19 protein-coding genes are annotated in these 17762 nt (G+C 56.5%); 11 read left to right on the top strand and 8 right to left on the bottom strand.

What is annotated here, in order from left to right; all coding sequences use genetic code 11:
• The 3 genes from H7698_RS30170 to H7698_RS30160 all read left to right on the top strand — a co-directional run.
• Positions 1-302, top strand: a 302-nt coding sequence (locus H7698_RS30170; protein WP_194693814.1) for a VOC family protein, incomplete at its 5' end; no start/stop codon positions are given.
• Between the two features lie 387 nt (positions 303-689).
• The gene (gene fghA, locus H7698_RS30165; RefSeq protein WP_016974193.1) at positions 690-1523 is read left to right on the top strand and encodes an S-formylglutathione hydrolase; all 834 of its coding nucleotides are present in this window, start codon (positions 690-692) and stop codon (positions 1521-1523) included.
• 18 nt (positions 1524-1541) lie between these two features.
• Positions 1542-2843, top strand: a complete 1302-nt coding sequence (locus H7698_RS30160) for an NAD(P)/FAD-dependent oxidoreductase (RefSeq protein ID WP_052155507.1) — start codon at positions 1542-1544, stop codon at positions 2841-2843.
• A 217-nt stretch (positions 2844-3060) separates the two neighbouring features.
• Here H7698_RS30160 and H7698_RS30155 read toward each other — a convergent pair whose 3' ends face one another.
• Positions 3061-3492 carry a DUF488 domain-containing protein gene (locus H7698_RS30155; RefSeq protein WP_016973433.1) on the bottom strand — a complete coding sequence of 144 codons (432 nt, stop codon included), beginning with the start codon at positions 3490-3492 and terminating at the stop codon, positions 3061-3063.
• 224 nt (positions 3493-3716) lie between these two features.
• On the opposite strand from H7698_RS30155, the gene H7698_RS30150 reads away from it, so the two are divergent.
• The 5 genes from H7698_RS30150 to cydB all read left to right on the top strand — a co-directional run bounded on the left by H7698_RS30150 (position 3717) and on the right by cydB (position 10777).
• Entirely contained in the window at positions 3717-4634 is a 918-nt protein-coding gene (locus H7698_RS30150) for a LysR family transcriptional regulator (RefSeq protein WP_079384147.1), read from the top strand.
• 369 nt (positions 4635-5003) lie between these two features.
• On the top strand, positions 5004-6980 hold the full coding sequence (gene uvrB / locus H7698_RS30145) for an excinuclease ABC subunit UvrB (RefSeq protein ID WP_016973432.1): 1977 nt from the start codon (positions 5004-5006) through the stop codon (positions 6978-6980).
• A gap of 327 nt (positions 6981-7307) precedes the next feature.
• Positions 7308-7517: a hypothetical protein gene (locus H7698_RS30140; protein WP_016973431.1), complete on the top strand. Its 210-nt coding sequence runs from the start codon at positions 7308-7310 to the stop codon at positions 7515-7517.
• 835 nt (positions 7518-8352) lie between these two features.
• Positions 8353-9744, top strand: coding sequence for a cytochrome ubiquinol oxidase subunit I (locus H7698_RS30135; RefSeq protein ID WP_016973429.1), 1392 nt, complete (start codon positions 8353-8355; stop codon positions 9742-9744).
• Positions 9745-9760: 16 nt separating this feature from the next.
• Positions 9761-10777: a cytochrome d ubiquinol oxidase subunit II gene (gene cydB / locus H7698_RS30130; RefSeq protein WP_016973428.1), complete on the top strand. Its 1017-nt coding sequence runs from the start codon at positions 9761-9763 to the stop codon at positions 10775-10777.
• Positions 10778-11115: 338 nt separating this feature from the next.
• On the opposite strand, the gene H7698_RS30125 is transcribed toward cydB, so the two are convergent.
• From H7698_RS30125 to merR, 4 genes are all read right to left on the bottom strand, one after another.
• A complete protein-coding gene (locus tag H7698_RS30125; protein WP_016973427.1) occupies positions 11116-11322 on the bottom strand; it encodes a hypothetical protein in 207 nt (68 codons plus the stop codon).
• On the bottom strand, positions 11319-11546 hold the full coding sequence (locus H7698_RS30120) for a hypothetical protein (protein WP_016973426.1): 228 nt from the start codon (positions 11544-11546) through the stop codon (positions 11319-11321). Before H7698_RS30120 ends, H7698_RS30125 begins: the two co-directional genes overlap by 4 nt.
• Before the next feature lie 304 nt (positions 11547-11850).
• A complete protein-coding gene (locus H7698_RS30115) occupies positions 11851-12000 on the bottom strand; it encodes a TetR/AcrR family transcriptional regulator (protein ID WP_016973425.1) in 150 nt (49 codons plus the stop codon).
• 744 nt (positions 12001-12744) lie between these two features.
• Positions 12745-13143, bottom strand: a complete 399-nt coding sequence (gene merR / locus H7698_RS30110; protein WP_003089120.1) for an Hg(II)-responsive transcriptional regulator — start codon at positions 13141-13143, stop codon at positions 12745-12747.
• A 74-nt stretch (positions 13144-13217) separates the two neighbouring features.
• On the opposite strand from merR, the gene H7698_RS30105 reads away from it, so the two are divergent.
• From H7698_RS30105 to H7698_RS30095, 3 genes are read left to right on the top strand one after another with little or no spacing between them, the layout of a single operon-like run.
• Positions 13218-13568 carry a mercuric transporter MerT family protein gene (locus H7698_RS30105; RefSeq protein ID WP_003089115.1) on the top strand — a complete coding sequence of 117 codons (351 nt, stop codon included), beginning with the start codon at positions 13218-13220 and terminating at the stop codon, positions 13566-13568.
• Between the two features lie 12 nt (positions 13569-13580).
• Positions 13581-13856 (top strand): mercury resistance system periplasmic binding protein MerP, encoded by a 276-nt coding sequence (gene merP / locus H7698_RS30100; RefSeq protein WP_003150552.1) that lies wholly within the window; start codon positions 13581-13583, stop codon positions 13854-13856.
• Positions 13857-13863: 7 nt separating this feature from the next.
• On the top strand, positions 13864-14076 hold the full coding sequence (locus H7698_RS30095) for a GDCCVxC domain-containing (seleno)protein (RefSeq protein ID WP_003089113.1): 213 nt from the start codon (positions 13864-13866) through the stop codon (positions 14074-14076).
• Between the two features lie 12 nt (positions 14077-14088).
• On the opposite strand, the gene H7698_RS30090 is transcribed toward H7698_RS30095, so the two are convergent.
• The 3 genes from H7698_RS30090 to H7698_RS30080 are packed head-to-tail and all read right to left on the bottom strand — an operon-like array spanning position 14089 to position 17735.
• Positions 14089-17082: a Tn3 family transposase gene (locus H7698_RS30090; RefSeq protein WP_003299771.1), complete on the bottom strand. Its 2994-nt coding sequence runs from the start codon at positions 17080-17082 to the stop codon at positions 14089-14091.
• A gap of 3 nt (positions 17083-17085) precedes the next feature.
• Entirely contained in the window at positions 17086-17496 is a 411-nt protein-coding gene (locus H7698_RS30085; RefSeq protein ID WP_003463562.1) for a putative toxin-antitoxin system toxin component, PIN family, read from the bottom strand.
• Positions 17496-17735: a ribbon-helix-helix domain-containing protein gene (locus tag H7698_RS30080; RefSeq protein WP_003089107.1), complete on the bottom strand. Its 240-nt coding sequence runs from the start codon at positions 17733-17735 to the stop codon at positions 17496-17498. The genes H7698_RS30085 and H7698_RS30080 overlap by 1 nt, the downstream gene beginning before the upstream one ends.
• Positions 17736-17762: the final 27 nt, after the last annotated feature.

Raw genomic sequence — 17762 nt, 5'->3', positions numbered from 1 at the left:
TGGGTGCCCTCGGCATCAAGAACCTGGGTCCTTTCGGTAACGATTGGGTGCTGTACGGCCGTGACAAGCCAGCGTTCATCATCGCCCGTCCAGGCAATGGTGCTGCACCTACCAGCAATGGCGTAACCGTCGGTTTCGCTGCCGCCACCACCGCTGAAGTGGATGCGTTCCACGCTGCCGGCCTCGCCGCTGGCGGTAGCGATGAAGGCCAGCCAGGTCCACGTGGCCACCTGCCGGGTGCCTACGCGGCCTACCTGCGTGACCCAGCTGGTAACAAAGTGTGTGCCTACACCTTTGTCTGAAACCAAGGAGTCGTGAGGTCGTTGTGAACGGAGCCTGCTCCGGTTAGGACGACCGCACCTTCCGCTCTGGCCGTGACCGTGCCTGGCATGTCTACTCATGCCACGCGGCCACGGCACTCGGAGACCACGTCAGCTGACGCGAGCTCCGAAAGGTAATTGTCTCGCCTTCATGGCCGAAGGCGTTGCAAGACACACGGAATTCACAGCAAGCCAGTGGGCTGTGTCATTTGCTGTATTTCTCGTTTTGATGTCTCACTGGCTTGCACATTTTATTACTTGCACATCGAAGACGACATCTGGCCTTCGTGGTGTGGTGGCGCCCGGGTTTGTAGCAGTGATCCTTCATGCCAGTGGTAACGCTGGCTCGTAGAGATGAGGAGAATATCCATGGAACGCATTGAACATCACGCCAGCTTCGAGGGTTGGCAGGACGTCTATCAGCATGAGTCGACCGTGCTCGGTTGCACGATGAAGTTCGGCATCTATCTCCCCCCTCAGGCCGAACATAAAAAGCTTCCGGTACTTTACTGGCTGTCTGGGCTGACTTGTACGGAGCAAAACTTCATCACCAAGGCGGCCGTGCAGCAGTATGCCGCAGAGCATGGGATCATAGTCGTCGCCCCCGATACCAGCCCACGCGGGGAGAACGTCGCCGACGACGCGGCCTATGACCTCGGCCAAGGGGCGGGTTTCTATGTGAACGCCACGGAGCTGCCCTGGAGCGATCACTTCCAGATGTATTCCTATGTGGTCGACGAACTGCCGGCGCTGATCGAGGCTAACTTCCCAGCGTCGTCCAAGCGCAGCATCAGCGGGCACTCCATGGGTGGACATGGTGCCCTGGTCATTGCGCTGCGCAACCCAGGTCGTTATGCGAGTGTTTCGGCATTCTCGCCGATCGTCGCCCCCACACAAGTGCCCTGGGGGCAGAAGGCTCTGGCGGCTTACCTGGGCGAGCACAACCAGGATGACTGGAAGCGCTATGACACGGTCGAACTGATCCGTTCTGCGCAAGAGCGCTTGCCGTTGCTGGTCGATCAAGGGCTGGGCGATGAGTTTCTCGAGAACCAGCTGCGCCCAGAACTGCTGCGCGCCGCCTGTGAACAGGCAGGGCATCCGTTGACCCTCAACCTGCGGCCCGGGCATGACCATAGCTACTACTTTATTTCGAGCTACCTGGGCGGACACATGGCCCACCATGCGGCTGCGTTGAATCGCTGAACACTGGAGACCCTGAAGATGAAAAAGACCTCTGACAAACGGCATCATGTCGTCGTCGTTGGCGCGGGTTTCGGCGGGCTGGACGTTGTCAACGGATTCTCCGGCGCCGACGTGGACGTAACGATCATCGATCGCCGCAACTATCACCTGTTCCAGCCCCTGCTGTACCAGGTGGCCGGCGCGTCGCTGTCGACCTCTGAAATTGCCTGGCCGATTCGCTACCTGTTCCGCAACCGTCAGAATGTGCAGACGCTCATGGCGGAGGTGCAGGGTGTGGATGTCGGCTCGCGACAAGTCCTGCTCGACAACGGTTCGACCGTCGGTTACGACACGCTGGTCCTGGCGACGGGGGCAACGCACGCCTACTTTGGTCACGATGAATGGGAGCCCCATGCGCCCGGCCTGAAGACTCTGGAGGACGCTGCCACGATTCGCGGACGGATTCTCTCCGCGTTCGAGGAGGCCGAACGCTCCAACAATCCGGCGGAGCGTGCCGCACTGCAGACCTTCGTGATCATCGGCGGCGGTCCCACGGGGGTCGAACTGGCGGGCACGATCGCTGAGCTGGCGAAAGACACGTTGGCCCATGACTTCCGTTCCATTGATCCGCGGGCTACCCGGGTGGTGCTGATCGAGGCGGGGCCGCGTCTGCTGCCGGTGTTCCCTGAGAAGCTCTCGGACTACACCCGGCGCGCACTGGAAAAGCTTGGCGTTGAAGTGGCGTTGGGCGCTCCGGTCACCGACTGCTCGGCTGACGGTGTCATCGTTGCGGGCAAGCCGCTTCCAGCTAAGACCATTGTCTGGGCGGCCGGGGTGCAAGCGTCACCCGCCGCTCGTTGGCTGAATGCCGAGGCGGATCGTGCCGGTCGAGTGCTGGTCAGGCCGGACATGAGCGTGCCGGGGCATCCCGAGATTTTCGTGATTGGCGACACGGCGGCATCGGCGATGTCGGATGGCAAGTACGTGCCAGGTATCGCGCCGGCGGCCAAGCAGCAAGGCCAGTACGTTGCCAATCTGATCAAGAAGCGGCTGAAAGGCAAAAGTGTGGATGAGCCGTTCAAGTACAAGCACCAGGGCAACCTGGCCACCATCGGTCGTAGCCTGGCGGTGATCGACATGGGGCGTCTGAAGCTGCGTGGGGCACTCGCTTGGTGGATCTGGAAGCTGGCGCACATCTATTTCCTGATTGGCGTGCGCAATCGCTTGAGTGTCGCGCTGAGTTGGGTCTGGAACCACAGTGTCGGTTACCGAGGGTCACGTCTGATCATGCGGTCGACACCGCAGGCCAAGCGTGGGCCCGCCGAGCTGGAACCCAAGTAAGACTGCAACGGTGAATTGATAGTCAGGGATGATTGTCAGTTCCTGCAGGACGTATGCAGCTTCTAGGTAGTGAATGTGAGATCGGCACCTAGCTCGCGTTTACCGTATATTGTGGGATGGAAACATGAGCTGAATGTGTACCCTATAAGCAAGATTTCACCCGTAGAGTATGCAGCTGGGATAGATGTCGGCGCTTTCGATTCACATCGCTAGCATATTAAAGGTGCACGATCTCCACATTTGGCCATTTGCTCGCCAGGTATTCAGCAACAAGTCGACGGTGACAGTGGTGAGGTTTATTTTCGCTGCAAAGGAGGCAGCTGCCGTCCATGATTTCCTTGTCTATATTCTCTATCTTTCTCGATGACATTAATTTTAGGAAGCTATCGGCGTAGTGCGTCCAATCACCACCTTTACTTTTGTACTCGTTAAACATGTCTGCTGTGGGTGCCAGCAATAGGAGATGATGGTATTCAATCTCACAGATTTTTTTGGTGAAGTAGTTGAGGTCGTCGCGTTTAGCAAAGCCCGACAGTTGAGATGTATTGTTTAGGCGAACGTCGATTAGGCGCTTAGCACCGGATTCCCCTAGTCTTGTAAAGAATGACTGCGCGGTGGTCTTAGTAAAGCCGATTGTGAATATGCGCATGGTGATCTCTTAGATGGATTTAAGTGATGATTGAAGTTTTCGTACGTCCAGGTTGAAAGGTTGAAAGGTTGAAAGGTTGAAAGGTTGAAAGGTTGAAAGGTTGGAGTGCATATCGGCAGCTAATGTGTATGGTCATGTTGAGTGCTCGGATGTAAAAAGAGCGTACTCTGCCAGAGTATAACTGGCGACGAGGGAGTGTGCCAGGCTGGTAGATGAGGTCACATATGATTGTCAGAAATTTTGAATACTTGTTGGCTCTCTATCGCGAGGGGCACTATGGTAACGCAGCCAGAATCTGTAATGTCTCTCAGCCTACGCTTTCTTCCGGAATTAGACAGTTGGAAAAGGACATGGGTGTCGAGATCGTGCGCCATGGCAGGCGCTATGATGGCCTGACATTGGAAGGGTATCGTGTGTTGGCATTGGCTCAAAAAATGTCTGATGACTGCAGAGCCTTAGATCGAGAACTTGCCGCATTGCGAAGTGGATTCGAAGGTGAGTTGCGGCTGGGTATCGTACCGGGGACGACTTCTATATCCCCGATCTTAAGTGCTGCACTTGCTGAAAAATTCCCACTGTTGCAGCAAACTATCAGTACTGCTAGCCCATGTTCATTGCTGCAAGGGATTAAAAGTAATGGTCTAGACGTGGCACTTATGCATCTTGAGAACACTTGCATGGAGGATTTCGATACGCGAGTCCTGCATAAGGAGCGGTTGTTTCTTTTTGGGTGTTTCGGCTTGGAACTTCCTGCAAGCGTAACGTGGGAAGATGTGTTAAGCAGGCAGCTCTGTTTGTTGGCTTCTACTTTCTCAGTTGCTGTAGAAAGTAGGCTTGAGCAAAGTAAAATGCGATCTGTTGTAACTGATTCAGTGAGTGTACTGGTCTCGCACATTTCGACAGGTAGATTTTTTGCAGTTCTTCCACAGTCCTTAGCTAATAATTTTTTGCATGTGGCCAATGTCAGGGCGGTTGTGATCACTGGAACGCCATCACACTGCACCATTGCCCTTGTTGCTGGCAAAAATTCATTCGAGTCTGCCTCGGTTCGAGCTTTCTTAGAAGTGGCTAGTAGTCCTGAGTTAGCCATTCCTGTCCGAGCCATAATGTCGATCCATCGCCGACTTCGAGCAAAAGACTAACGGCCGCCCAGGCGTATCGCGCGGCTATCTTGAGCTGGTCGTCCATGAGAGGCTTTGTGAACCAGTTCAGGTCGAAATATACGTGCCACCTTAGCTGTTTAGCACGATCTGCGCTAAGGCTTGGCGGTGCATCAGTGAGACAAAGGCACGAGTTGATTGGATTTTTTGCTCGACTCGGTCAACACTTTAGGGTGTTTGTAGGTGAGCACTCTCGGTGCATAGAGCCCAAAACGTGGTTGCTACCAACTGGAGGCATATTTCACTATCAGTTTCGAGTTGCCGAAAGTTCTGTACCACTAAGGGTAGGTTCGAGTATTTCAATTGGCTGATACGCCAGTTGAATACCAAGTCGCGATTTGGAGGATTGTCATGTCAAGTGGTAAATTCATTTTGCACTCAAACTATACGCCGGCAGGGGATCAGCCAGAGGCCGTAGCACGCCTGATCTCAGGGATTGAAGAGGGTGCAACACATCAGATGTTGAAGGGTATCACTGGTTCTGGTAAGACCTTCACCATGGCCAATGTGATTCATCGCCTTAAGCGGCCCACCTTGATTTTGGCACCCAACAAGACGTTGACCGCACAGCTCTATAGTGAGATGAAGAACTTCTTTCCTGAAAATGCGGTGGAGTATTTTGTTTCCTATTACGATTACTTTCAGCCCGAAGTCTATATGCCTGGGAGCGATCGCTTCATTCAAAAGGACTCGGCAATAAATGAGCACCTGGAGCGCCTACGTCTTTCCACTACGAAGTCATTGATTGAACGCCGCGATGTCATTGTCGTTGCTTCTGTGTCTTCAATTTATGGATTAGGAGATCCAGACAGCTACCGTGCGCTACAGGTTCGGCTAGCACGCGGAGTAGAAATCGAGCAGGGTGAACTAATTCGAAAATTGGCTTTGCTGCAATATGATCGCGTCGATCGGGTTCTGAGGCGTGGGTCGTTTCGTGTGCGCGGGGATATCATAGATATCTTCCCGGCGGATTCAGAGCATAGGGCCATTCGAGTTGTACTGTTGGATGATTACATCGAGTTGGTTCAATGGTTAGACCCTATTACTGGTAAGTTGTTAGAAGAGGTAGATAGCTACCTGGTATCGCCTAAGACCTTGTTTGTAACGCCGAGAAATAAAATTGAATCAGCTGCCGTCGAAATACTGGCCGAGATGGAGTCGAGGGTAGAGGAATTTAATCGAGAGAACCGTCTCGTGGAAGCTAATCGCTTGTATGAGAGAGTTACCAATGATGTGGAAATGATGCGTGAGCTTGGATACTGTTCCGGAATTGAGAACTACTCGTGTTATATGAATGAGCGTGATTCTTCGCTGCATCCGACAACTCTGCTCGATTACCTTCCTAAAGATGGCTTGCTATTTATTGATGAGTCTCATGTCATGGTCCCTCAGATTTCAGCTATGTATCGTGGGGATCAAAGTCGCAAAGAGACATTAATAGACTATGGTTTCCGCCTTCCTTCGTCAAAAAATAATCGTCCATTGAGCTTTGAGGAATTTGAAGGCATTAAGCCTCAGGCCATTTTTGTATCAGCAACTCCAGGGCCCTATGAGCTCAAAGCTTCAGCGGGCAGAGTTGTTGAGCAAGTAATTCGGCCTACAGGGTTGCTAGATCCAGAAGTGGAAGTAAGGCCTTTGGAGGGGCGTATGGACGATTTGCTTCGGGAAATATCTGTGCGTGTGCAAAACAATGAAAGGGTATTGGTCACGGCGTTAACAAAAGTTGAGGCCGAGGATCTGAGTACCTTTATGGCGGATCAGGGAGTACGCGTCCGGTACATGCACTCGGATACCAAGGCTGATGCTCGGGTTGAGATCATTAATGGATTGCGCGCAGGCGATTTCGACGTGTTAATTGGAGTTAGTCTATTACGTGAAGGTTTGGATATTCCTGAAGCATCTTTGGTGGCCATTTTAGATGCTGATCGCGCTGGCTTTTTACGATCTGCACATGCGCTGATTCAAATGATCGGTCGAGTTGCGAGGAATCAAAATGGTACGGCTATTTTGTATGCCGATACTGTGACCCCTGCGATGCAAGAAGCAATTGACGAAACCAAGAGTCGTCGCGAACGTCAAATTGAATTCAACAAACTAAAAGGGATTTCACCTGTATCCTCGGTCCGCAAAATGGCTGATGAAGCGACTCTGGTAGTAGAGCCGGTCGTCCACTCAAGCAAGTTTTGCGAAAATTTATCAACGCTTTGCGAACTGATAACTAACAAGGAGCAGGAGTTGCTTGAATATACAGATCGACATGACGATGAGAGTGTAGAAAACATTCGTGTGCAGTTGGATGCATTGTATCGACAGTTTATTTATATGTAGCTGTTGAGGGTTGAGGGTTGAGGGTTGAGGTGTTGTGGGTCAAGCGATTCTGCTGGTTGATTGTGGAGTTAAGGGCCTGTGTTGAGTATTGGATTAGCCGAGGCTATATCTATTTCATTGATAACAAGGGTCAGAGGCTGTTATGGCCTCTGACCACCGTTTTGAGGGGCTGGACGTCCGAGCGAAGCTGTAGGGCACTCCTCACTGGCAGGTGCTTTTCTGTCCTGCCTATTTAGCGCCCTTGATTAGGCTTTGATCAAGTTTGTTCAGCAGGCTTGGAGTAATTAGTGCCCTAGAGTTCGTTGGGTAAGGTATTTGGGATGAATCATGAAACTGACAATTGGGGCGGCTGATCTTGAAAGCGATGTCCTGCTTCGCGAGGCGCTTACGGCCTATCGAACTTATAAGGAAGCGGACGAGAGCGGCGTGCCTTTGGAAGAGGTTCGTAAATTAGGGCTTTTGTTCGAGTCGCTCATTCAGGGGGTGATCGATTCCCACTTCTTGGTAGCTGGTCTACCGCCGTCTACCATCCACTGAGTTACGGCAGAGGCGCGATTCGAAGTTCGTCGTTTCTCGTCAAGGTTTAGAGGCGTGGAAGAATGGTGTACCCAATGCACTGAGGAGTTCGCGCTCAAGCGTGCGTACGATCGCGTCAAGGGGCAAGCCGCTTTCGTCACGGCCGAAAGAGTCTTCGAGTTAATTGCTGGTCTCGATGAAGCTAGAAAGAGGTGGATAGTGCTGGAAGTGGTGCCGGTCGGTGTGTGATCGGATAATGAGTGAGTGTCTAGAGCGTCTTAGCACTGGCGGTCTATAACAAGGCCGCACCTACGGCGACGATTGATTCATTGATTTTACTCCGCGAGGGGGCGGTGTCGGTTAGATTGCTTTTTTCATTTATCTCATAGGGCGCGTCTATCAAGGGTGATCGTGCGCTTGAGTGGAAGGGGATAGATAAAATTGATCATTTCGTCGTTATTTTCAATTTGACGATAGGTCCTCAAAAAAATAGGCTGTATCTGTTGTGATGACTGGTCGACTTGATGAGGCAACCCAACTATAGGAGTTGGTGCGGCTAATTGTCGCGACTATCTTCTTTGTACCCCAGGTGGTGCTGATGAGTAAATAAAATTATTTTAATTCAAGCGGTTTGGGCCATAATTTACCAGTTGATGGGCGGTGAACTGATAGTCCAAATTTCGTTGGGCTTAGCACAGAGCTCTCGCGTTCCTACAATTGCTGCTCGGATACCCTTGATCTCGTCCTAGAGGACTCCGTCAGACCACCTTACTTGCGCCTTTGATGAGTAAAGTTAAAGTTCAGGTTGAGGATGGTCATAGTTTTGGGTAGCCCGTCTGTCTATAAGGATATTGTTATGTCAGTTTTAACTGCGTTGGACCTGGCGCGGATTCAGTTCGCCTTCACGGTCTCTTTCCACATCATTTTCCCGGCTATCACTATTGGTCTGGCCAGTTTCCTGGCCGTGCTCGAAGGTTGCTGGCTCAAAACCAACAATGCGGTCTATAAGGACTTGTATAAGTTCTGGTCAAAGATCTTCGCCGTCAACTTCGGCATGGGCGTTGTCTCGGGCCTGGTCATGGCTTATGAGTTCGGCACCAACTGGGCGCGCTTCTCTGATTTCGCTGGCAGTGTCACCGGACCGTTGCTGACCTATGAGGTCCTCACCGCATTCTTCCTTGAGGCGGGTTTCCTCGGGGTCATGCTGTTCGGCTGGGACCGGGTAGGGCGCAAGCTGCACTTCTTTGCCACGGTTATGGTCGCCATTGGTACGCTGATTTCTATGTTCTGGATCCTTTCCTCGAACAGCTGGATGCAGACCCCACAGGGTATCGAGATCATTGATGGCCGGGTGGTACCGCTTGACTGGTTCAAAATCGTCTTTAACCCGTCGTTCCCATACCGTCTGGCCCACATGGCGTTGGCCGCGTTCCTCAGCACTGCGTTTTTTGTCTCGGCTTCCGCCGCCTGGCACTTATTGCGCGGGCGCAACACGCCGCAGATTCGCAAGATGTTGTCGATGGGCATGTGGATGATTCTTGTCGCTACACCGGTGCAGATAGTGGTGGGCGATGCTCATGGCTTGAACACTCTGGAGCACCAGCCGGCGAAGATCGCTGCCATCGAAGGGCACTGGGAGAACATCCCCGGTGAGCCGTCGCCGCTGATCCTGGCAGGCTGGCCGGATATGGAGGCCGAGAAGACTCGCTTCGCCATTGAGATCCCCTATCTGGGCAGCCTGATACTGACCCATAGCTTGGATAGGCAGATCCCGGCGTTAAAAAGCTTCGCGAAAGAGGACCGCCCCAACTCGACCGTCGTGTTCTGGAGCTTCCGGGTCATGGCCGGTTTAGGGATGCTGATGCTCGCCTGCGCGCTGCTGGCCTTGGTGCTGCGTCGGAACGGCGCACTGTACCGTAACCGCCTGTTCCTCGGGTTCGCCTTGCTAATGGGGCCGTCCGGGCTGATCGCACTACTGGCAGGCTGGTTCACCACTGAGGTGGGCCGCCAGCCCTGGGTGGTCTACGGCATGTTGCGGACCAACGAAGCGGCGTCCAATCACAGCGCTGCGCAGATGAGCCTGACGCTGGGGTTGTTCGTGCTTATCTACTTCTCGGTATTTACCGTCGGCATCTGCTACATGATGAGCCTGGTGCGCAAGGGGCCGACCGCGCACGAGCAAATGCCGAGCGCTGATCAACCGGAATCGCTGGCTACGGCGCGTCGCCCGCTGTCCGTCGCCGACTGAAAAGGAGCTGGCAAAAATGGTAATTCAAGGTATCGACCTATCAGTCATTTGGGGCGTGATCATCGCCTTCGGTCTGATGATGTATGTGATCATGGACGGCTTCGACCTGGGGTTGGGGATTCTCTTCCCACTGATCGGCGACTCCAGCGACCGTGATGTGATGATGAATACAGTGGCTCCGGTGTGGGACGGCAACGAGACCTGGGCGGTGCTCGGCGCGGCGGCGTTGTACGGCGCCTTCCCGCTGGCCTACTCAGTAATCCTCGAAGCGCTTTACCTGCCTTTGGTGCTGGTACTAGCCGGACTGATCTTCCGCGGCGTAGCTTTCGAGTTCCGCTTCAAGGCCGAGGCACACAAGCGTCATCTGTGGGACAAGGCCTTCATTGGTGGTTCGGTCCTGGCGACTTTCTTCCAGGGCGTGGCTATTGGCACTTACATCAGTGGTATCCCAATGGTGGGCCGTCAGTTCGCCGGCTCCGGCTGGGACTGGTTGGCGCCGTTCCCAATGTTCTGCGGCGTCGGCTTGCTGCTGACTTACGCGCTATTGGGCAGCACCTGGCTGCTGATCAAAACTGACGGCATGCTTGAGACGCGTATGCGTCGCTACAGCCGGCCGCTTACCTACGCCTTGGCAGTGGTGATTGTGACGATTTGTATCTGGTCCGCTTCGTTGAACGACGATATTGCCCAGCGTTGGTTCGATGCCAGCCACTGGTTGCGTTCAGCGCTAATCGCTGCTCTAGCGGCGTTGGTGGTAATGGTGATTTTGAAGACCCTTCGCAAGCGCCACTCGCACATGCCTTTTATCGCCGTGGTGGGGTTGGTCTTCCTCGGCTACCTTGGCCTGGCGATCAGTATCTGGCCGAACATTGTGCCGCCGAGCCTGACCTTGTGGCAGGCCGCTGCGCCATTGACCAGTCAGTTGTTCGCGCTGATCGGCGCGCTATTCATCATCCCGATTATCTTGGCTTATACCTTCTGGAGTTATCACGTGTTCCGCGGCAAGGTAAAACCTGGCGAGGCTTATCACTAACACTAGTGCTGGCAGCGTAAGATGGGTGGCGTCCGGCCTCTGCCGGGCGTCATTACAATGCGTCGGGGAGAGGAATTCATTAGCTACCGCAAGCCGAGTCTTCTTGCGCAGTCGATCGATAGAATACACCCACTGCTAAGTGGCTTCTCGACGTCGCTGGAGCAACCGTCCACGCATGGCGCGCAAGTGTTCCCGGCATGCGGTACGGCAACGCCACCAAAATCGGGTAGATGCCCAATGCTCGACGCAGGGCATTGTTAGTGCGTCGGCGTACTGCTCAAACAGTGCGGCATTCGGCTCAATAGGGCACCCAAGAAAACGCCCGCATACCTAGCCCATCAATGGCTTTTTCGAGAATAGTAGCCTAGGGCTCTGAGCTGATATTCGTTCACAGCTTGGAACTGTAACTCCGCAATTTGACGCAGCCGTTCGATTTCTTCGGCGAGACACCCAGAAGCTTGCGCCTCGTGGTAACGCTTCAACGCCTCCACGGCCTCGGTATACATAGGGTGATCAGGATAAAGGAATGGTGTTTTTTGCGTCATTTACTGGCGGGATCCTGGTGAGCGAACGACGGTGGTTGACCAGCTTTGGCAAGCAGAGAGTCAATGACGGCTGGGTAAACCGAATCCGCCAATAGGTAAAAACACCGAACCTCATGCAAAGGTAATTCAGAATCCTCAGCTTCAGAGGCCCTTTGAATGGCCTCAAGCGTTTGCCATATCAGCGGCTCGCCAGCCTCGACCATTCCAATAAGTGTGCGCTTCATGACCACGATGCTCCGATCATTTGAAGACGCATTATAGGTCGCTTCGGCCAGATCCGAGCTGATCGAGAACCTGTATCTGGTTAAGCCGCTAGGGCCACCACTGTGACCTGGCACCCAAATGTCCCGGCTTTTGAGCCTGTGCCGATGGCCCTATGTGTGGATGTAAGGCATTGTCTGCAACCGGTATTCTGCAAAGCCTATCCTGGCTCGCATAGAACATCTCGATGAGCCTCTAAGAAGGGCTTTTCAAAGGAGGTAGAACTAAATTGCCCGCAATCCTGTTGTATGCTCTACGGGTGGACTCCTAGGCGGCAGGCGCTTCGGCTGACGGCAATATCTCCTGGATGGCAGGTCCGAGAATCGACACCAGTTGCTGGGCTCCCGCTTCAGCCAGCAGCGGCACTCCGATGATCCTGCGGCTGACGATCACACCCACCAGCAAGGCTGAGGCCAACCCCGCTGGCCCAAAATTTTAATGGAATCCGGCCAGCAGTCGCGACTGGATGAAGGCCCACAACTGCTCGTGCACCTGCTGACGTGTTCACACCTCCAATGTGTAGGCGGGACGCTGTGCTAAGCCGGCCGGCGGAGCGTCGGTAAGAAGGCCACAGGTGCCGGTCGCAATGGTGGCGAAGGCGTTCCTATCACCCCATCAAGTGCCGAAGCTGTTCTTAATTATCCAGCCATCGTGCAAGTATCCCACAACACACACCGAATGGAGCCGAGGATGGCCTCGGGTGGTGTCGGGCGTGTATAGGGGCGCACGATCGGTGGTGTAGTCGAAGAAGCCGTCCCATACGTACATATCTGTGACCAGAGGTCCGGTAGTGATGCTTGACCGCGCGGCAGCTGAGGTAAACAGTGCGAAACCCTGTATTTTTGAGTTGGTGGCGACCCTCAGGCAGGCTGCCGGTGGGAAGGGTGAGCCGTCAGCGAGCGATGTGGCGTAGCCATACTCCACCAGAAGGTTTAGCAAGCGCCTGGGTTCAATTCCTTTGGGACAAATGTTCTGCGGGTTCTCTGCACCGCGGTTCACGATGCAGGTATGCATGTGCTGAGCTGCGACGTCCTGAGCACTCCCTCCCTTTTTGATTAGTGTTGCAATCTGGGGTTTGGGGAGCAATGGAACCAAAAACCAACGTAAGCTCTGAATCCCACCGTAAAGGGGCTTTCCGATCTCCAGCTCACCCGCCAGGCATTACTCTCTGATCAGTGCCTCGATGATCGGGCAGATCGTTCCGCCGTCTCCCGCATCACATTGCTGCACCAGTTCGCCTAACAGTTGCTGCATGACGACCAAGTCGGCCATCTTCTGCTCGATCAACGCGAGCTTGCGTGCAGCCCGTGCTCGCGTTTCGGCACAGGCGCACGACTCATCCAGCGTCAGCAGTCCACCGACTTCCGAGAGCGTGAAACCCAGCGCCTGAGCCCGCTTGATGAAACGCAGTCGCTTCACCATGTCCACCGGATAGCGCCGATGGCCACCCAAGGGTTTGGCTGGTTCATCCAGCAGCCCGCGTCGCTGGTAGTAGCGGATCGTCTCGACGTTCACCCCGGCGGCGTCTGCCAGCTTGCCAATGGTCAGCTCTGTGGCCATCACTTTCTCCTTGATTCCGTACTTTGGTACGGAGTTTAGAATAGCACCTAGGCAATCAGGCTCAGGAGATGGGAATGGGGATGCAACTCACCGGGAAAGGCTCGCTGGTCGCGAGTTCGCTGACCGCCATCGGTGCGTCGGTGTGCTGTGTCGGGCCACTGGTGCTGTTGGCACTCGGTGTCGGCGGTACGTGGGTGGGCGCTCTGACCATGATGGAGCCACTACGCCCCCTCTTCATCGGGTTGACTCTACTGTTCCTGGGATTGGCATTCCGCAAGCTCTACCTGGTGCCACAGGTTTGTACGCCAGGTACACCCTGCGCCGATCCGCGCACGCTCGTGCGACAGCGACTCGTGTTCTGGATCGTCAGCGTGCTGCTGCTCGGCCTATTGGCCGTGCCGTGGCTCGCCCCGCTGTTCTACTGAAGGAGATTAACCATGCGCAAACTGCTGATCGCCGTGCTTTTCGCCTTGCCCTTCGTGGCGCTGGCGGCTCCCCCGAAAACCGTCACGCTCGACGTGCAGAACATGACGTGCGGACTCTGTCCGATCACGGTCAAGAAGTCGCTGGAGAAGGTGTCCGGCGTGAGTGACGTCCAGGTCAATTTCGACCAGAAGACGGCGACCGTCACCTACGATCCCGATAAGGCCCAGCCCGAGGCACTGACTGAGGCGACCGCGAACGCGGGATACCCCTCCACAGTGCAGAAGTGAGGTCACGATGAGCGCCATTGTCCTTGAGTCCGTGCTGACTTGCCCGCGCTGCGGCTTCGCCAAGCCGGAAACCATGCCCACGGACGCCTGCCAGTTCTATTACGAGTGCAGCAACTGCAAGGCGCTGCTGCGCCCCAACCCAGGGGATTGCTGCGTTTTCTGTTCGTTCGGCTCGGTGAAGTGCCCGCCGATCCAGCAGCAGCTTGGGTGTTGCTCATAGCGTTTAGGGGGATCACAGGTCGTCGTCTGGATTACGCAGTGGCCGCAGCTCGCCGCGCGCAACTTCTTCCGGTACCGCAAAGGAATACCGCCCGAGCATGTTGATGTGCTCGTAGATCAGCGGCGATAGCCGGGCCAAATCCTCTTCCAGCACTGGATAGCCGTGCTGCTTGAGCCGTTCCACGGCCGCCGTCATGTAGAGGGTGTTCCACAGCACGATGATGTTCACCACCAGGCCCAGAGCACCGAGCTGGTCTTCCTGGCCTTCGCGGTAGCGCTGGCGGAGCTCGCCGCGTTTGCCGTGGAACACGGCGCGGGCCAGGCTGTGCCGGCCTTCGCCTCGGTTCAACTGGGTCAGGGTGGCGCGGCGCTTGGACTCGTCGTCGATATAGGTCAACGTGTGCAGAGTCTTTTCGATCCGCCCGAATTCGGCCAGCGCCTGGGCCAGCCGGGTGGGTCTATCTCCCGTTTGCAGCGTGCGCATGATGCCAGTCGCCGGCACCCGGCCGAGTTTGAGCGAGCCGGCCAGGCGCAGCAGGTCGTCCCAGTGCTCGGCGATCAGGTCGAGTTTGACCGACTGGCGGGCCAGCCCGTTGAGCTTGCCGTAGTCCGCGTCCGGGCGCGTGCGCCAGAAGCGGGTACCGCCGACATCGGCCAGCCGCGGACTGAAGTGGTAGCCAAGTAGGCGGAAGAGCCCGAACACCACATCGCTGTAGGCCCCGGTGTCGGTCATGATTTGCGTCGGCTGCAACTCGGTCTGCTGTTCCAGCACGACCGCCAGCAACACCAGGCTGTCGCGCAGCGTGCCGGGCACGGTGATGGCGTTGAGGCCGGAGAATTGGTCGGAAATCAGGTTGTACCAGGTGACACCCCGGCCGGTGCCGAAATACTTCGGATTGGGGCCGGCATGCACGGTGCGCACCGGTACGACGAAGCGCATGCCATCGGCGGAGGCGACCTCGCCGCCACCCCAGACTTGGGCCAGTTCCAGTTGGCTTTGCGCTCCGACCAGGATGGCGTTAGCCGCTGACAGGGTGTCGTCGCGGATATAATTCTGGCTGACCCAGGACAGCCGGTCACGGCGCAGCGCCGGGTTGTCGGTGCGGATCAAGGGCTCCAGGCCGGTGTTGCAGGCCCCGCCCAACAGCACCGCGCAGAGGCTGGTGACCAGGTTGTCGGCGCGTGCATTGCGTTCGGAGACATGGGTGAAGGCCTCGGAAAAGCCAGTGCGGGCGGCGATTTCCAAGAGGATTTCCGGCAGATCGACACGCGGCATCAGGTCAGACACGGCCGCCCGCAGTTGCAGCAACGAGCAGGGCTCGTCCAGCTTGTCCAGCGCCCCGAGCGACAGTTCGGTCTTGCCCTCGGTGTTCTCGCTCAGTTGAATCGCCGGGTTGTCGGGCAGGCGCGCGGCTACTGCCAGCCAGGTTGCATCCAGCTCGACGGACAAGGCGTCCAGGGTGGTTTTGGCGTCGATGGTCAGGCCCAGTGACCGGCAGATGATCGGTCGCGCCGCCAGCCATTCGGCACCGTCGAGCAGGCCAAGGCGCGGGTCGGCATAGCGCCAACTGGGCGAGACGAAGACATCGCGGCGGCGCAGGGCCGTGCGCAGCGCATCGAGCGTGCAGAACACATAGGCACCCATGTCGAGGGAGCCATCTTCGCGGGTGATGTGCTTCTGCCAAGCCTTGGCCACGATCTCCTGCGGCGCGTCATCCTCTGGCTTCCGGCGCGGCAGGTTCAGTTGCAGCCACTCCAGACTAGCCGCCACGCCCTTGCCGGCCGGGCTGAAGCCGAAGCGGATGTGCTTGAGCAGGTCGGGCAGGAAGCGGCGCACGCTGCGGTAGCGCGCTTCCAATGCAAGAAAATAGACGTCATCTACCGGGCGGATCAGCGCGTTGACCTCTTCCAGGGCCTTTTCCAGGGTGGTCCTCGGCAGGTCGTTGAACAGCCGGGCGCGCACGTTGTCATCGCTGATCGAGCTGTCCAGCACGACCTTGCACGCGGCGGCGAGCGTCGCGGCCGACCGATCCAGGTCTTTCAGGCTGCGCATGCGGGCTTTCTTGTCGGCCTTCTCCGCGTTGCTGAACAGGTCGCGCAGCAAGGCCTCCAGGACTTCCAGTGCGTCGTCGTGCGCAGTCGCCTCCAGGCAGAGTGCGAAGGCCACCAGTGTCGCCATCCGCCGCGACGCCGGCAGCCGATTAATCGCGGTGACCTTGGCCGTGTTGGCGAAGCGGGCCAGGGCGGCGATACGGCTGGGAGGGATGTGCGCCGCCGCCGGCAAGGTGATGCCGATGCCGCGCACGTCATCGAGCCGGCGCAGTGCCCGAATCAACGCGGGGCCACTGACCATGACCGGGCCGGAGCGCAATTGATCCAGCCGGGAGCTGCGGTTGCCTTCGGCCACCGTCAGCAAGTCTTGCAGTTGCAATCGCTGTTCCTCAGTCACGCTGCGGCCCAGCGTAAACCAGAGGCGTTCTTCGACCCGACTGCGCAACTGGGCGATAAAGCGCTCTAGTTGAGACACACCAGGCAGGAGGACTTTCTGTGTGAACAGCCACGAGGTGGCTCGCTCAAACAGCACTCCCGGCCGGTCGGTGCCCGTCCAGCAGAGGGCATACAGCCAGCGGCTCAAGCGAAAGCCGATGCCCGGATCGGTGAAATGACGATAGCCAAAGCGGTTCTGAATATCGGTGGCATGTATCCAGCGGCGATGATCGCTATAGCGCTGGAGGCAGTCGGGGTCTGGAATCGCCAGTTGTCGGCAAAGCACCTGCAGGACTTCCACCGGCACGGCGGCGGGCTTGTCCGGCAGAACGCCAACGAAGCGGACGGTGGTCAGCAGAACGGCATAACCCAGACGGTTATGGTTACCCCGCAGCACCTGGATGGCTTCACGGTCTTCATCGCTCAGGTGGAAGTAACGTTCCAGCTCTTCACGGCTGGGCGAATCAACATAGCGGCCAAAACCGTCGCGTTGCTCTTGAGTCAGAAAACCGACCGGCATTGATCACAGCACCTCGACGCAGAACACGGCGGGCGTGACGATCCGCGTGCGTTCGATGTGCCCGCGTTGCAGCAGGCCGGCGCGGCGATCACCGGTTATCAGGTAGTCCGCATCGCCCGCCAAGGCCATGGCCAGCAAAAACGAGTCATCCGGATCATCGGCTTCGACCTCGATGGTCAGGCGCTCCAGTACCACAGCCCGTTGCAGGTTATTGATCATGGCGCCCACCTTGGCGGGCTGTAGGATGGCCTGAAGCTTGGGATAGCGGCTGGCTCGACGAATTTCATCGAGTTGCATCCGCGAGGTCACCACCTCGAAACGCGCCGCCCGCCAGGCACGGTAGATCGCATCGGGCGCGCCATGTGGCGAGATCAGGGCGCTGAACAGGATGTTGGTATCCAACACGACCCGCATCAGCGCTTACGTGCCCAGTCGAGCGCTTCGTCAACCGCGTTGGTCAATTCTGCCTCACTCAGATGGGCGTTAGCGGCCTTGGCCTGCTCAGCGCTCAGCTCCAGGATGTGTGCCCGTACCGCTTCTTCGATGAAGCGCGACAGGTCGCCCTTACGGCCGCCGCCCTGGCTGGCCAGAAACATCCGAAGCGACTGGTCGGTGTCGGCCGAGACGGCGACATTCCAGCGAATGGTATTCATAGCGTTCTCCGCTAATAGGTGTTTGTG

Origin of the sequence: Pseudomonas sp. p50(2008) (assembly GCF_015351605.1) — a bacterium.
In the GTDB taxonomy this organism is placed as follows: Bacteria; Pseudomonadota; Gammaproteobacteria; order Pseudomonadales; family Pseudomonadaceae; genus Aquipseudomonas.
The sequence above is the reverse complement of the archived record's forward strand: the minus strand, read 5'-3'. Positions and strand labels throughout refer to the sequence as shown.